We start from the raw sequence: 15146 nt of genomic DNA, 5'->3' as shown, positions 1-15146 counted from the left end.
CCGGCGCCCGCAGGCAACGCGCCTTTCCTCCCACGCCTCTTCCGGCTCGGTAACCGACCTTGAGGAAGGACGCATCGTGGGTACGAGCCATGCGACACGCGCGGCACTGGCCATCACCGTGATCGGGGGCGTACTGGCGCCCGTGTCACCGGCGTTCGCCGCCGATCCGCCGCAGGTTGACCTCCGGGCGGATGTGAACCGGGACGGGCGGGTGGACATGACCGGCACGACGGACACCGCCGGTGAGGACGGCTGGACCCTCCAGCGGGGCGCGGTCTTCCTCCCCAACATCGACGACGACACCAAGCGGTGCGCGACCACGGGCCCGGGTGGCAAGCCGCTGCCGGATGTCCGGCTCGCCGCGTGCAACGACGCGGCCGACACCGTGGTGAACGGCTCGGACGACGCCGCCGACCTGGCCCGGGTGCGTTCTGTGCCGATGGCCGGTCTGCCCGCCACGGCGACAGGGCAGCTGACGGTCGTGGCCGGAGCGAAGAACACCCGGGTCTTCGTCAAGCGTGCCGGCGGCTGGGCCTGGGTGACGGCCAAGACCCGCCTGTCCGCCGCCGAGCTCCGGGCAGGAGTGGAGTTCGGGGTCGAGGGCACCGATGTGATACGCGACAGCGCGCTCTGGGGCGGTCGCACCGTGATCCGCCTGACCGTGAACGCGGGCGGAAAGAGCACCTCCGACGACATCACCCTGCGGGTCGCTCCGCTGCTCACCCACCACCATCTGCAGAACGCACAGCAGTTGCTGGTCACCAGAGTGAAGGGGAAGGACGACTATGCGCGCCGGCAGCAGGCGTTCGTCAACGGCCTGGCCGCGGACGTCAAGTCGGCCGGGATCGACAAGCCGCTGCAGACCCTCACCAAGTACGGGGACATCTGGGCCCAGGACTTCGTCGAGCCCGGCTATGTCAACATGACCGGTCCCGGCGGGCGTCCGCAGGTGATGCGGGTGATGCTGCGGTCGGCGCAGGCGGACCGCGCGGCCGGCCGGGAACTGTTCGAGAAGCTGCGCGGCAACGGCGTGGGTGTGGTGCAGGTGTCCGGGGTCCGTGACTCGGAGGAGTGGACCCTCAACTCGATGGGGAACCTGGAGACCATCCCGCCGTACACCCACGGTGGCCGGTCCTTCCCGGCCGGCCGCATCATCATGGGCGAGCGCAAGGACAACGGCTCGAAGCCTGCCCGGGCGATGCGTACGCTGCTGAAGTCCCAGGGCCTCCAGGACCCGCTGCTGCTGGACACCTCGTGGCTGCATGTGGGCCACGTGGACGAGTTCGTACAGTTCCTCCCCGCGGACACACCGCGTGGCTGGAGGCTCGGGATCGCCGACCCCGAGCTGGGGCTGAAGCTGCTGCGCGAAGCGCAGTCCGCCGGGCACGGCAGGACTCGGATGTTCTCGGTGCCGGGGAACAAGGACATGCCCGCGCCGAAGGAGACCATCGACCAGGCGCTCGCCTCGAAGTGGCTGGTGGCCGACAACACCATGGCCGCGAAGCGGATCGCGGCGAATCTGGAGGTGCTCAAGCGGGAGACGGGCGTGACCGACGCCGAGGTCGTGTGGGTGCCCGCGCTGTTCACGCGGGGTACGGACAACGGCGAGCAGGGCGACAGCATGCCGCGGCTGACGAGGATGGGCGCCGGCAACGCACCGGACGTGGTCCGCGAGTTCGGGCAGCAGAAGGAACTCGCGCGGCAGGGCGACCGTGGCGCGGCAGCGGATGCGGTGATGACCAGTGCCTACGTCCCGGGCGCGGTCAATGGAATCCTGCTCGGCCGCAACCGCTATCTGGCCCCGCGGCAGTGGGGCCCCGTCATAGGCGGCGAGGACATATTCACCTCGGCCGTGACGGCCGCGTACACGCGGGCGGGCCTGAAGGTGTCGTACCTCGACGACTGGCACACGTACCACCTCGGCATGGGCGAGGTGCACTGCGGCACCAACACGCTGCGCGACGCGTCCGCCGCATGGTGGAAGCCGTAAACCGGGACGGGTAACGGCCCGGACGCCCCGCGGCGTTCGGGCCGCTCGGCCCGTCAGAGCTCAACGGCGTTCGGGTCGCTTCGCCCGTCAGGACTCGCGCGGTGGCAAGACGATTTCGGCCCAGACCTGCTTGCCGCCGCCGAGCGGTACGGAGCCGTACGACGTCGACACCGCCTTGACGAGCAGGATTCCCCGGCCACCGGTCGCCTCCCAGTCCACCCGCGCCGGTTTGACGGGAGCGCGCGGCGACGTGTCGCTCACCGCCACCCGGAGCCGTTCCCCGGAGAGTGTGAGGTCGAGGCGCACCGGGCCCTGGGTGTGCACGAGGGCATTGGTGACCAGTTCGGAGACGACCAGCAGGACCGCGTCGCGCTCTTGCGTCACGTGCCAGGAGCGCAGGGTGCGAGAGGTGAAACGGCGCGCGTGCGCGACGGCATCGGGCAGCCTCCACACCGTCCAGCCGGCCCGGAGCGGCCGGACTCCTATCCCGTCGTAACGCAGGAGCAGCAGGGCCACGTCGTCGTCGCGCCGGTTGGCACCGCCGAGCAGTTCGTCGGCCATCCGTCCGGCATCGGACGGGTCGGCGGTGGCGAGCACGTCGCACACGCGGTGCATGCCGTCTTCAAGGTGAAGGCTGGACGACTCGACCAGGCCGTCCGTCAGCAGGGCGAGAACAGCGCCCGGGGACAGTGCGACCGCGGTCATCGGGAACTCCGCCTCCGCCAGCACGCCCAGCGGAGGTCCACCGTCGAGCTCCACCTCCGCGGTGCTGCCGTCCGCTGCGCGCAGCACCGGCGGCAGGTGCCCGGCGCGGACGCACCAGGCGTTGCCCTCCTCCATGTCTATGGCGACATAGCAGCAAGTGGCGAAGAGGTCGGTCTCCATGCTGACGAGCAGGCGGTTGGCGCGGGAGACGACGACGTCGGGCGGGTGGCCCTCGACGGCGTAGGCCCGGATCGCCGTACGCATCTGGCCCATGATCGTCGCGGCACCCGCGTTGTGCCCCTGCACATCCCCGACGACCAGCGCCACCTGGCTCTCGGAGAGCTGGATGACGTCGTACCAGTCGCCGCCCACCGCGAGTCCCACCGTCGCGGGCAGATAGCGGGCGACGGCCACCCCGCCGGACAGCCGCGGCAGCTTGCGCGGCAGCAGGCTGCGCTGGAGCATCGTGGCGAGCTCGTGTTCGGCGTCGAGCGCACGGGCGCGCACCAGGGCCTGTCCCACCAGGCCGGCGGTCGCGGTGAGCAGATACCGTTCTTCGGGGCCGAACGCGTGCGGCTCGTCCCATCCGACCAGGCATGCGCCGACCACCCGGCCCTCGGCCGGCAGCGGCAGTACGGCGAGACCGCCGGGGCCGATGCCCTGGAGGCCCGGTTCGAGGGTGGAGCCCGGCGTCCACAGGCTCGTGCGGCCCTCTCGCACCGCGGCCTCCAGCGTCGGCAGGGCGCGGGCGGGCGCATCGGGCCACTCGGACCGCCATTCGGACCGCCAGAGCTCCGGCCAGGCATCGGGCTCCGGCGGGTCGAGGACCGTGACCACCAGCCGGTCGCCCTCGAGTTCGGCGAGAGCCACCCGATCGGCTTCCAGCGGGCCGCGCAGGGCGGCGACCACCGCCCTGCTGACGTCCCGGACGGTCATCGCGCCGGCCAGCGCGACGGACAGTCGCTGCACTCTGGAGACCTCGCCGCCGCTGGGCCTCAGATGCGAGGCGTCGGCGAGGACACCAACCACCCGTTCCGGCTGGCCGGCGCCGGCCGGGAGCACCCGGCAGCGCAGGCGCAGCCAGCGCAGCTCGCCGGTGGGGCGGCGGATGCGGAACTCGAGTTCCCGGCTGCCGGAGGTCATATGGCCGGGGTCGACGATCGACAGGAGCGCGGGCAGGTCATCCGGGACGGTGTGCGCCAGCAGCGTCTCCACACGTCCGTCGAAGTCGCCCCGCGGGATGTCGACCAGGTTGAGCACCTTGCTGTCCGCGTCGATCTGCCCGGTGCCCAGGACCAGCGTGAACGAGCCGACGCAGAGACGGTCCAGGGCGGGACCCAGGACCGGCCGGGGCCCCGTACGGGCGGCGTGGGTGCTCGGTTCGCCGCCTGCTTCGAGCCAGGCGGCGACCTGGTCGGCGTAGAGCTCCAGAAGGTGGCGCCGGTCGCCGTCGAAGCCCTCGCTGACGTCGTCCACGACGACCAGGCAGCCCAGCGGACTGCCGTTCGCACCCAGCGGCAATGCGCCCAGCGAGATGTCGGAGGGCAGTATCTCCGGCGGATTCTCGCCGTAGGCAGCGATCCCTCCCGCGTTCAGCCACAGGGGGCGACGGGTGCGGAAGGCGTCCACGACGGGGGAATGAGCGGCCAGGGGATACGTGGGCGACAGCCCGTACAGCGCGCCGGAGCCTCCGGCCGATTCCACCAGTTGCAGGCTGTCGTTCTTCTTGCCCAGCACATAGACAGCAGCCAGCACCGCCCCGCCGAAGACCCGGATCCGCTCTCTCACCGGCCGCAGCGCCCCTGAAGCCGGAAGTGAGCGCGGTCGGCCCGGACCACGGGGCACACCCGTGGGCCCGCTGGCGCCATCGCCGGACGTGTCATCTTCCCTCGCCTCCGACCGGTCTTCGCCGGGCGAGCCGCCTTCCGAGGAGGCATACCCACCTCGAAACGCGTCAGGGACCAGTCACTTCCAGCCTAGGGAACGCGAGCGCCGCGTGCGGGCTTCTACGAGTGTTCCGCAGTTCCGGTCTCCCGAGTCCCGGCCACACCGCAGGGAACGCGCCCTTCCATGTGGCCGACCTTCGACGGCGATGGCTTGTTCGACCGGTCGAAGCGCGACAACGTTGTCAGAAGGAGATGCCGATCAGTAGAGCGGCAAACTCCCCGTGCCGTCAAGCATGTTCGGGATCGAGCCGCGGCATTGAGCACATGGGGCGAGGGCGCCCTTACGTGAAGCGAGGGATGTGCGGTACGGTCCCCTCCGGCTTGTTCGACCCGTCGTGCGCGGCCCTTCCGACAAGGCAGGACCGCCATGCAAATGAAGCTCCCGGCCGCCTTCGCGGCCGCGGCGCTGACCATGGGACTCACCGTGCCCGCGCTCGCCGCCCCGGCGGCGGCGGACACGCTCGTGCCCCTGGTCAGCGATCCAACCGCCTACGTCAATCCACTGATCGGCAGCAGAAACGGCGGCAACACCGTCCCCGGCGCCGTTCTCCCGCAGGGCATGCTCTCCTGGAGCCCCGAGAACACCCGCGGAAACGCCACCCGCACCGCCGCTCCAGGCGGCTATCAGTACGACGCCACGCGCATCCGCGGCTTCAGCCTGACCCATATGTCCGGCACCGGCTGCGCGGGCGGCTCCGGTGACATCCCGTTCTTCCCGTACGCGGGCGAGGTCACGTCCTCGCCCGCCGCGGACACGAAGGACGCGGTGTACGCGGCCGACTTCAGCCATGCCGACGAGACGGCCGAACCCGGGCACTACAAGGTCGCGTTGAAGTCCGGCGTGACCGCCGACCTGACGGCCACCACCCGCACGGGCTCCGGCCGCTTCACCTTCCCCGAGGACAAGGCCGCCTCGCTCCTCATCCGCAGCGCCAACTCCGAGGTCGGCTCCACGGACGCGCGGGTCACCATCGACCCGCGGCGCCGCACCGTTTCCGGCTCGGTCACCAGCGGCAACTTCTGCGGCTATCTCGATCCCGAGGGGCGCCGCAGCTACTACACCCTCCACTTCACCGCCACCTTCGACCGCGCCTTCGCCTCCCACGGCACCTGGCAGGACAGCGAGTTGAAGCCGGGCGCCACCACGGCCGACGGCGGCACGGGCGGCTACGGCACCGACGGCCGGCCCGTCGCGGGCAAGGGCTCGGGCGGGTACGTCCAGTTCGCGCCCGGCAAGGACCCGGTCGGCGTCAAGGTGGCCATCTCCTACGTCGACCAGAAGGGCGCCGAGGCCAATCTCGCGGCCGAGAACCCGCCGGCCCGCTCCTTCGACGACGTACGGTGGGCCGCGCACGACGCGTGGCGCCGTGAGCTCTCCGCCATCCGCATCGGGGGCGGCTCCGACGCCGACCGGACCACCTTCTACACCGCGCTCTACCACGCCCTGTTCCACCCCAACGTCATCAACGACGCCGACGGGCGCTACGCGGGCAGCGACGGCAAGGTCCACCGGGTGACGGGGCGGCAGAAGGCCCAGTACGGGACCTACTCGGGCTGGGACGTGTACCGCTCGCAGCTTCAGCTGCTGACCCTGCTCAAGCCGAGGACCGGCTCCGACATCGCCCAGTCGCTGTACAACCTGGCCCGCCAGAACGGTGGCCTCTGGGACCGGTGGATCCACAACGCCGGCGGCACGCACGTCATGAACGGAGACCCCTCCCCCGCCGCCCTCGCGGGCATCCACGCCTTCGGCGGCGACGGCTTCGACCTGGAGGGGGCGCTGGACTCGCTGGTCAAGGCCGCGACCGTACCGACCGAGAAGGACCTCAGTCCGGTCGGCAAGCCCATCCTGTCGGTGGGGCAGCGACCGTCCCTGGACAAGTACCTGGCCCTCCACTACATGCCGTCCGTCTCCAACGCCTGGGGCGGCGCGGCCGAGACCCTGGAGATCTCCGGCGCGGACTTCGCGCTCTCCCAGCTCGCCACCGCCGCAGGCAAGCGGAAGACGGCCAAATCGTTCGCCGAGCGCGCCCAGTGGTGGCAGAACAGCTTCAACGCAGCGGCCCATTCGACCGGCGGATACATCGCCAACCGCAAGGCCGACGGCAGCTGGGTCACCGGCTTCACTCCGGCCACCGGCAACGGTTTCGTCGAGGGCTCCGCGGCCCAGTACACCTGGATGGTCCCGCACAATGTCGCGGGCCTGTTCGCGGCGATGGGCGGCAAGGACAAGGCGGTCGGCCGCCTGGACTCCTTCTTCCACAACGCCGACGGCAGCTGGGCCTTCAGCGGCAGCGGCGGTGAGAAGTCCGAGCTGGACAACGAGCCGTCCATCAACGTGCCGTATCTGTACGCGTACGCAGGGCAGCCGTACAAGACACAGGAGACCGTACGGGCCGCGATGCGCAAACTGTGGTCCACCGAACCTCAGGGCATCCCCGGCAACGACGACCTCGGGGCCATGTCGTCCTGGTACGTCTTCTCCGCGATGGGCATGTACCCGCAGGTGCCCTCGCGTGCCGAACTCGTCCTGTCCTCACCGCTGTTCCCCCGTATCGAGATCGAACGCGGCAACCGTGACATCACCGTACGGGCAGCGGACGCGGCCGCCGACGCGCCGTATGTCCAGTCGCTGAAGGTCAACGGCGCGGCGAGCAACAGGCCGTGGCTGCCCGCCTCGGTCGTCGCGCGTGGCGGGACCCTCGACTACACCCTCGGCAAGGAACCCAACCGGTCCTGGGGGTCGGCCGCCGACGCCGCCCCGCCGTCGTTCCGCACCGGCGAGCAGCCGTACCAGATCGGCGTCGGACCGACCACGGGAACCATCGCGCCCGGTGGCTCACTGACCGTCAAGGTCGCTGCGGTGCAGGTGAGTTCGGGCACGGGACCGAAGGTGAACTTCAAGGTCACCGCGCCCGCCGGACTCACCGCCTCGCCTGCGTCCGGCACGGTCGGCCCTGACGGCACCGCCGAGATCAAACTGACGGCGGCAGAGCAGACGGCGGAAGGCTTCTACGATGCCGAAGTGACCGTCACGAGCGACGGCGGCCTGTCCGTGAAACAGCCGGTCACCCTCACCGTCGCGAGGCCCGGCAGCCTGCTCGCCGCGTACAACAACGTCGGGGCCTCCGACGACGCGGGCGAGCACGACGAAGCCGACTACGACGGCGGCGGCTGGAGCTACTCGCGCCAGGCCCTTGCCGGGGCCGGACTCGCACCGGGCACGAAAGCCACCACGCAGGGTCTGGACTTCACCTGGCCCGCATCGCCGGTGGCCCGGCCCGACAACGCTTCGGCCGCAGGCCAGACGATCGAGGTGGCCGGCACGCCCAGTGCCCTCTCCTTCGTCGGCAGCGCGGTCAACGGCAACCAGGCGGCAACGGCGAAGGTGACGTACACCGACGGCAGTTCGGGCACCGCCGACCTCTCCTTCACCGACTGGACGGTCGGCGGCGGGGGCGGCACGGTCCAGTACGGAAACGAGACTGTCGCCAGGACCGCGTACCGCAATGTCAGCGGCGGCGACAAGGACGTGGTGGACGCCTATGTCTTCGCCACCAAGGCCTTCCACGCCCCGGCCGGCAAGACCATCAGGAGCGTGACGCTGCCGGACAACCAGGACATCCATGTGTTCGCGGTGGCGCTGGGCTGACCGCCTGACGGCCTCATGCCTGAACCGCAGGCGCAGGCATGAGGCCGCTTCCGTACCGGTTGTGGATGCGGTCCGTTCTCCAGCGATAAGAGCGGAACGGATGCTTCAGGGCGAAGTCACGCGGCCGCTGTGACACTCAGCCAGTCGGCGACCGCCTCGGCGATCGGCTGCTCGGTCTGCAGCTGTACGAAGCCGAACTGACCGCCCTGGTTGCACTCCAGGAACCACCATGTCCCCTGCGAGTCCTCCGCGAAGTCGAAAGCCCCGTAGGCGAGGCCGGAAAGTTTCTTGTAGGTGGCAACGGCCCGCGCGATGCCGGCGGGCACGTCGACGGGCTCCCACAGGTGCCCGGTGTCTCCGAACCGCCCGTCCACCTGCCCCGGCTCGGAGACCTTCCGTGCCGCGAACGACTCGTCGCCGACACTGGTCAGCCGGATGTCGGCGCGCCTGTCGACGTACCGCTGCAGCAGGGTGGGACCGGCGGCAACGCCCGCGAAGTCCGCGTCCGGCGGTACGAGCGTGGTGGGCAGCACCATCGGCGGGTCGCTGGGCGGCTTGCCCGACACCGCCTTCACCACCACCTGCCGGTACTGCTCGGCGAACTGCCGCGCGATCTGCGGATAGGTGGTGATGATCGTGGCGGGCACCGGGAAGCCGCTTCGGTGCGCCAGGCGCAGCTGCCACGGCTTCAGACGCGCTCTCGCGGCCGCGCCGGGCTCGTTCATCCAGCGGGCCGCCGTGCAGTCCAGCATCCCGTACAACGCCTGCTCACTCTCGGCGGACAGCCACTCCGACGGCTCGGCGGCATGCGCCGCCGGCCGGCTCGGTCTTCGCATCCAGATCGACCGCAGACCGTCCATGCTCACCACACGCCCGCCCGTCGACAGATAGCCACGGAACTCACCGCGCACATACTCGGCCGACAGGGCCCCCTCGCCGGGAAGGTCGCCGGGATCGAAACGCACCAGCGGCACGCCCCGTTCGTGCAGCACCGCCACCACCATGTCGGCGGTCACATCCTGCTCACAGGTCAGGATCAGCACGGTCATTGAGTGCGGCCGGTCAGTCGTCGAAGTGGGTCGCGGAACCAGCCGTCGATGTCGTGGTGCCCACTGCTGCCAGCAACGCCCTGTCCATGATGGCCGGGCGCCCGTCCGGCAGCACGTTCAGCTGCAGCGTCGGGTCGTACGTGTACTCGTCCATCACCGGCGTCAGTTCGGCCGGCCGTGCGAAGTTCCACGCAAACGGTTTCATGCCCATCTCCCTCCCCTACGGGGCCGCTTGAGGCCCCATCAGAGTCACATGGGTAACAGTACGTAAGAAAAACGTAATGGTTTCATCACATACCGTCACAATGCGAAAAAGTGATCCTCAGCCTGACATCCGGCCCACCCAGCCATATGCCCGGCGAGGCGGCAAACCTCACGAACATGCCTGCGTGCGGCGCTCATTGATGTCCGGCGATGTCCTGTTGACGCCCGAGAAGACGTCAGAACGAGCAATCGCGTGCACCGCAAGGAAGTGAGATGTATCACCACCCGACACATGAGCACCACCCGTCACAGTGCACTCGAGTGGCGCCCAGGCCGGAGCGGAATGATCAGCCGCATGCGTCTCGATGAACTCAACGCCACTGTCGGCGAGTTCCACCTCGAAGGCGCCGAACTGAGCAACCTCGGCGGTACCGCACTGGACGCCTTCGACGACGCCCCGGACGCCTGGCTCGTCGGCTTCCGCCCCGCCGACGCCACCTACGAAGCCCGAACCGCCCTACCCGCACGGCACCGGGCAGTGGCTCGCCTGCCGCCGGTCGTCGCTGAAAATGGCGCGAACGGCTCCGGTGGCGTTTCGTACACTGACGACATGAGCCGACGACGACATTGATTCACCGCTGAAGGTCCGCAGGGAACGGGCTGCCGAGGGCCGCCGCCGGGACGAGCGCCCTCCGCCACCGTCCGTTCCGTGCCCATAAGGACCTTCCATGCTCTTCCCCACCTCACGCGTGCCCGCACGACCCTCCACGCCCGGCCGAAGGGTCCGGCAACTGGAGCGAAGACTCCTCGCGTACGCGGGACTCGAGGACCTGATTCTGCTCTACCCGGTCTACGCGGTGCTCTTCGCCGAGCACGGCCTCAGCACCGCCGAGGTCTCCTCCTTGTTCGCCATCTGGTCCCTGACGGGCCTGCTGGTCGAGGTGCCCTCGGGCATCTGGGCGGACGCCGTGTCGCGCCGGGCCTTGCTGATCGCCGGGCCGCTGCTGACGGCTGCTGGTTTCGCGCTGTGGGTCCTGCTGCCGTCGTACGCCGGCTTCGCCCTCGGTTTCGTGCTCTGGGGCACCGGCGGTGCGCTCCGGTCCGGCGCGATGGAAGCGCTGGTCTACGAAGAACTCGACCGGCTCGGCGCCGCCTCCCGCTACGTACGGCTCATGGGCCGCGCCGCAGCGGTGAGCATGGCCGCAACAGCCGCAGCCACCGCGGCCGCCGGCCCCGTGTTCGCCGTGGGCGGTTATGGCGCGCTGGGCGTGGCGAGCGTCGCGGCCTGCCTGCTGTGCGCGGTCACGGCAGCGGCACTGCCCGAGCATCGGGACGGCAGCCCCGCAGACCCTGCCGAGGGGACGGACAGGCGCCGCGTCCGCTACGCCGGGACACTGACGGCCGGCCTCCGCGAAGTCCGCGGCAGCAGGTCGGTACGCAACGCCCTGGTCATGACAGTCGTGCTGAGCACGGTGTGGGGCGCGCTGGACGAGTACATCCCGCTGCTGGCCACCGAGTCCGGGGCTGCCACGCAGGAGGTGCCCTTTCTCGCCCTGGTCGTATGGGCGGGAGTGACCATGGGCAGCCTGCTGGCCGCACGTGCGGAAGCGTTGTCCGCCCGCGCGATGGGCGCCGTGGTGGCGGCAGCCGGGGCGGTCATGGCGGCGGGCGCGCTCTCGGGGGCCCCGGCCGGCTTTGCCCTCCTCGGGCTGGCGTTCCTGGCGTTCCAGCTGGCCGACGTGCTTGCCGACGCGCGGCTGCAGTCGGCCATCACCGGACCGAGCCGGGCGACCGTGACCTCACTGGCCGGTCTCGGTACGGGTGTGGCGACGCTGATGATGTACGCGGCGTACGGCGCGGCCTCCCGGCACACCGGCCACGGGCCGCTGTTCGCGCTGTTCGCCCTCCCGTATCTCGGTGTCGCGATCGCGCTGGCGCGGCGGCCATCGGGATGCACAGATGATCCGGCCGATGCGGCTGAAGCGGCCGAAGCGGCTGAGATCAACGTGAAGCGCCTGCAATGATGCATGGATGCGTGTGCTGCTGCCGGTTCCCGACCGCGATTTCGACGTCACTGAAGTGGCCGTGCCATGGCGGATGCTCACCGACGCCGGGCACCAAGTGGTGTTCGCCACCGAACGCGCCGGAACACGGCCCGCCGCGGACCCGCGGCTGCTGACCGGAGTGCTCTTCGGGCAACTCGGTGCCGCGAAGGAACCCAAGGACTTCTACGACGAACTCACCCGGTCCGAGGAGTTCACCGCGACCGTGTCGTGGGCGGATGTCGATGTGACGGGGTTCGACGGTCTGCTCCTGCCCGGCGGGCATGCGCCGGGGATGCGGCAGTACCTCGGCTCAGAGGTCCTGCACCGGCAGGTCGCACGGTTCTGGGCGCTGGAGCGGCCCGTCGGTGCGATCTGCCACGGCGTACTCGTACTGGCCCGGTCGCACGACACCGCCACGGGCCGCAGCGTACTGGCGAACCGCCGTACGACCTGTCTGCCCAAGTACATGGAACGCTCGGCCTATCTGACCACCGCGTGGCGCCTCGGCCGCTACTACCGCACCTACCCGGCCTACGTCGAGGACGAGGTCAAAAGCGCCCTCGACGATCCGGGCACTCAGTTCGAACGCGGCCCCAGAGTCCTCACCGCGCGCGGCACCGCGACCGACGACACGCCCGCGTTCGTCGTCCAGGACCGCAACTACGTTTCCGCCCGCTGGCCGGGGGACGCCTACCTGTTCGGCCGCCGGTATCTGGAGCTCCTGGCAGCCTGAGCGAGGCACTGGGCGGCTCTCGGCTGAACGGCCGACCAGGCGGGCGTACCCCGACCGCGCGCCTCAGTCCCCCGCGGCGGGGACTGTCTGCCCCCGGCCGCCGCGGCGGTCCGGCAGTCCGAGCATCGTGAAGGTGCGGTCGGCCGCACCACCGCGGCGTACGACCAGGAGCGCGGCGAGAAGGACGGCGACCGGCACGCCGAGCCACCAGCCGAACAGGTGTACCAGGACCGAGGCGGCGACGGCCGTGCCGAGTGCCACCCCGAAGACGGCTCCGAGCACGGCGGCAAGGATGCGGAAGCGGCCCGTCACAGTCCGCGTGCCACTCTCGCGCTGCCCGGACCGGATCCAGAGCGCCATCGACGCCAGCATCACCGGGACGAGCACGACCCCCATTCCGTAAAGCGTCAGGGCGACCGGCGACGTGAGCCAGTCACCCACGCGCGCCAGTGCCTCTTCCGCCGAGGGCTGCTCCGGCCACGCCGCGAAGGTCTCCCGGTCGGCGGAGAAGAACCGCTGGTAGCCGCGGCCGTCCCAGCCGTGGACAAGGATGAAGAACATGCCCGCGTATCCGATCCCGGCCTGGAGGAACGCCGCGTACACCCGGCCCGAGGCGATGAGCCGCTCAGCGACCCGGAAGCCGAGTGCGCCCTGGCTGACATTGGTCGCGGCGAACAGTGCGACGAGCCAGGCGGGCAGCGCGCCGTGCCCGTCTGCGACCTGCATCGTCTCCCAGTCGGGAAAGCCCCACAGGAGCCATGCGCCGCTGGGCGCGAAGAGGATCGCGCAGTAGAGAACAGCGCCCATCAGGTAGGGGTTGGACCACCGGCCGCCGTGCCCGGTGCCGCCGGTGCGGGCCTTGAGCTGCTGGGCGGCGGCGGTCGCGAAACTCGCGCCTATCCCGTAGGACCAGAAGACATCGACCTGGACCATCGTGCTCCCTTCCGGAATGACACGTCATTCCGTTCTCGAGGCAGAAGAAATGAGCGGTCCGTGCGGGCCTGTGGTTCAGGGGGAACCGAGGCCGTCGAACATGAGCGTCTCCACCGTGCGGATCCACGGATCACGCATGGCCTCGGGATCCTGTGCGTGCAGCAGTCGCACCGCACCGGTGACGATCATTCCGTTCACCGCGAGGCCGACGACATGGGCGTCGAGATCACGCCGCAGAAAGCCGCGGTCCTGTCCGTTGTGGATGAAGGCAGCGGTGTACCGCGCTGCCGCCTCCATGGCCCGGCCGGCCAGCTCCGGCTCGGCCCTGTCGATCGCGATGGCGTCGTAGAAGAGAATGCGGCAGAGCGCCGGTTCCGCGACGACAAGATCGAAGAGCTTGTGCCCGATGCGGCGGACCTGCTCCCGGTACTGCGCCAGCGATTCACAGGAGCCGGGGTCTTCGTCGGCGAGGGCATGGTTGACCTGCCCCAGCGCGCGGGCGACCACGCTGCGCGCGATGTCCTCCTTGTTCTTGAAGTACCGGTAGAAGGTGCCGTGCCCGGCACCCAGCTCTCGGGCGATGTCGGAGATGCCGGTCGCGTGGTACCCGCGCTCGGCGAACACCTTGCCCGCCGCGCGCAGTATCGCGTCCCGCTTGTCCACCAGGCCCTGCGGCACGACCGGCTCCTCCCGCGACGGAATGACGTGTCATTCTGGAACCGGCGAACAACTCACGTCAAGAGCACGGCAGTTGGACCGATGGGCCGCACTCCGCCTGCGCAGTGGGGTGGTCGCCGGGCAACGCACTGACCTGCGCGCAGCCCTCCGCGGTGAGAAAATCGGTGGCGGGGAACGGTGGCCGCTGGAGGACTGTGGACCTGGAGAGCGTTACCGACGAGCTGTACGAGCTGCGGCCCCAGGACTTCACCGCCGCCCGCAACGAGCGCGCGGCCGCGGCCCGCAAGGAAGGGAACAGCGACCTCGCCCACCAGATCAAGGACCTGCGCCGCCCGACGCTCTCGGCCTGGGCCGGCAACCTGCTCGTGCGTCGTCGGCCCCAAAAGGCGCAGTCGCTGATCAGTCTCGGGGAAGGCCTGCGCCAGGCCCACCGGAATCTTGACGGCGAGCAGCTGCGGGAGCTCGGCCGCCGGCAGCATGCTGTGGTGGGCGCGCTGGCCCGCGAGGCACGGCAGCTGGCACAGGCGGCGGGGCAGCCGATCAGCGACGAGGCCCAGCAGGAGATCGAAGCCACCCTCCACGCGGTGCTGGCCGACCCACAGGCAGCCCAGGAATGGGCAACGGGGCACCTCGCCAGACCGCTCAGCCCGCCCATCGGTTTCACCGAGGCCGTACGGACCGCCGTGCCGCAGCGGAAGCCGCCCGCCCGGCCGGCCGGCAGGAAGCAGGAGCCACGCCGCGAGCAGGAGCAGCAGGAGCGGGAACAAGAACAGGAACAGGAAAAGCACAGGAAGGTCGACCAGGCCCGCAAGGACGCAAGAGCCGCCGAGGAAGAGGCGCACACACTGGAGGCGGAGAAGAAGCAGACGGCTGCGGAGAAGGAGCGGGCCGAAGACGCACTCAAGGAGGCCGAGGAGCGGGCCTCCGCACTGGCCCGGGAGCTGAAGGATGCCCAGCAGCAGCGGCAGGCTACCCGTAACAGTGCGCGCGAAGCTCGGGACCGGGCCCAGGCGGCGGACCGTGCGGCTGGAGCGGCGCGGCGCAAGGCGCAGCGGGCTGCCGAGGCTGCCGAGCGTCTGGCGGCCGAGAGACCGTGACAGCGGGCCGTGACAGCGGGCCGTGACACCGCCGGCCGATGTACGCCACGGGAAGTGGCCAAAGCCACGACCCGCTTCGACGAAACCCGCGCCCGGATCCGCTTCAGGGGCACA

The 15146-nt window shown here is 70.3% G+C and carries 11 protein-coding genes; 6 read left to right on the top strand and 5 right to left on the bottom strand.

The genetic code is table 11. The features are described from left to right. Positions 1-76: 76 nt before the first annotated feature. Positions 77-1990: a protein-arginine deiminase domain-containing protein gene (locus ACQEVG_RS16285; RefSeq protein ID WP_432983507.1), complete on the top strand. Its 1914-nt coding sequence runs from the start codon at positions 77-79 to the stop codon at positions 1988-1990. 87 nt (positions 1991-2077) lie between these two features. Here the strand turns inward: ACQEVG_RS16285 and ACQEVG_RS16280 are convergent, their stop codons facing one another. Continuing rightward, positions 2078-4483, bottom strand: a complete 2406-nt coding sequence (locus tag ACQEVG_RS16280; protein WP_432983504.1) for a SpoIIE family protein phosphatase — start codon at positions 4481-4483, stop codon at positions 2078-2080. Positions 4484-5008: 525 nt separating this feature from the next. On the opposite strand from ACQEVG_RS16280, the gene ACQEVG_RS16275 reads away from it, so the two are divergent. Beyond that, positions 5009-8293 carry a GH92 family glycosyl hydrolase gene (locus ACQEVG_RS16275; protein ID WP_432983501.1) on the top strand — a complete coding sequence of 1095 codons (3285 nt, stop codon included), beginning with the start codon at positions 5009-5011 and terminating at the stop codon, positions 8291-8293. A 116-nt stretch (positions 8294-8409) separates the two neighbouring features. Here the strand turns inward: ACQEVG_RS16275 and tgmB are convergent, their stop codons facing one another. Together tgmB and tgmA are read right to left on the bottom strand one after the other, a co-directional pair. Further along, positions 8410-9342, bottom strand: coding sequence for an ATP-grasp ribosomal peptide maturase (gene tgmB, locus ACQEVG_RS16270; RefSeq protein ID WP_432983498.1), 933 nt, complete (start codon positions 9340-9342; stop codon positions 8410-8412). 13 nt (positions 9343-9355) lie between these two features. Next, positions 9356-9547, bottom strand: a complete 192-nt coding sequence (tgmA, locus tag ACQEVG_RS16265; protein WP_432983495.1) for a putative ATP-grasp-modified RiPP — start codon at positions 9545-9547, stop codon at positions 9356-9358. A gap of 354 nt (positions 9548-9901) precedes the next feature. Between tgmA and ACQEVG_RS16260 the strand changes: the two genes are divergently transcribed. The 3 genes from ACQEVG_RS16260 to ACQEVG_RS16250 all read left to right on the top strand — a co-directional run bounded on the left by ACQEVG_RS16260 (position 9902) and on the right by ACQEVG_RS16250 (position 12324). Beyond that, positions 9902-10177 carry a hypothetical protein gene (locus ACQEVG_RS16260; protein WP_432983492.1) on the top strand — a complete coding sequence of 92 codons (276 nt, stop codon included), beginning with the start codon at positions 9902-9904 and terminating at the stop codon, positions 10175-10177. 97 nt (positions 10178-10274) lie between these two features. Beyond that, entirely contained in the window at positions 10275-11570 is a 1296-nt protein-coding gene (locus ACQEVG_RS16255; RefSeq protein ID WP_432983489.1) for an MFS transporter, read from the top strand. A gap of 7 nt (positions 11571-11577) precedes the next feature. Then, on the top strand, positions 11578-12324 hold the full coding sequence (locus ACQEVG_RS16250) for a type 1 glutamine amidotransferase domain-containing protein (RefSeq protein ID WP_432983486.1): 747 nt from the start codon (positions 11578-11580) through the stop codon (positions 12322-12324). A 63-nt stretch (positions 12325-12387) separates the two neighbouring features. Here ACQEVG_RS16250 and ACQEVG_RS16245 read toward each other — a convergent pair whose 3' ends face one another. Continuing rightward, positions 12388-13257 carry a hypothetical protein gene (locus ACQEVG_RS16245; RefSeq protein WP_432983483.1) on the bottom strand — a complete coding sequence of 290 codons (870 nt, stop codon included), beginning with the start codon at positions 13255-13257 and terminating at the stop codon, positions 12388-12390. A gap of 75 nt (positions 13258-13332) precedes the next feature. Beyond that, the gene (locus tag ACQEVG_RS16240) at positions 13333-13935 is read right to left on the bottom strand and encodes a TetR/AcrR family transcriptional regulator (protein WP_432983480.1); all 603 of its coding nucleotides are present in this window, start codon (positions 13933-13935) and stop codon (positions 13333-13335) included. Between the two features lie 194 nt (positions 13936-14129). Between ACQEVG_RS16240 and ACQEVG_RS16235 the strand changes: the two genes are divergently transcribed. Then, the gene (locus ACQEVG_RS16235; RefSeq protein ID WP_432983477.1) at positions 14130-15032 is read left to right on the top strand and encodes a hypothetical protein; all 903 of its coding nucleotides are present in this window, start codon (positions 14130-14132) and stop codon (positions 15030-15032) included. The last annotated feature ends 114 nt before the right edge of the window (positions 15033-15146 follow it).

This window comes from Streptomyces sp. CA-135486 (assembly GCF_050936555.1).
Lineage (GTDB): Bacteria > Actinomycetota > Actinomycetes > Streptomycetales > Streptomycetaceae > Streptomyces.
Note: the sequence above shows the minus strand (reverse complement) of the source record. Positions and strands in the feature narration are given on the sequence as shown.

Coding starts and splice junctions, on each gene's coding strand:
- ACQEVG_RS16275 (WP_432983501.1), top strand. CDS start 5,009: ATGCAAATGAAGCTCCCGGCCGCCTTCGCGGCCGCGGCGCTGACCATG.
- tgmB (WP_432983498.1), bottom strand. CDS start 9,342: ATGACCGTGCTGATCCTGACCTGTGAGCAGGATGTGACCGCCGACATG.
- tgmA (WP_432983495.1), bottom strand. CDS start 9,547: ATGAAACCGTTTGCGTGGAACTTCGCACGGCCGGCCGAACTGACGCCG.
- ACQEVG_RS16260 (WP_432983492.1), top strand. CDS start 9,902: ATGCGTCTCGATGAACTCAACGCCACTGTCGGCGAGTTCCACCTCGAA.
- ACQEVG_RS16255 (WP_432983489.1), top strand. CDS start 10,275: ATGCTCTTCCCCACCTCACGCGTGCCCGCACGACCCTCCACGCCCGGC.
- ACQEVG_RS16250 (WP_432983486.1), top strand. CDS start 11,578: ATGCGTGTGCTGCTGCCGGTTCCCGACCGCGATTTCGACGTCACTGAA.
- ACQEVG_RS16245 (WP_432983483.1), bottom strand. CDS start 13,257: ATGGTCCAGGTCGATGTCTTCTGGTCCTACGGGATAGGCGCGAGTTTC.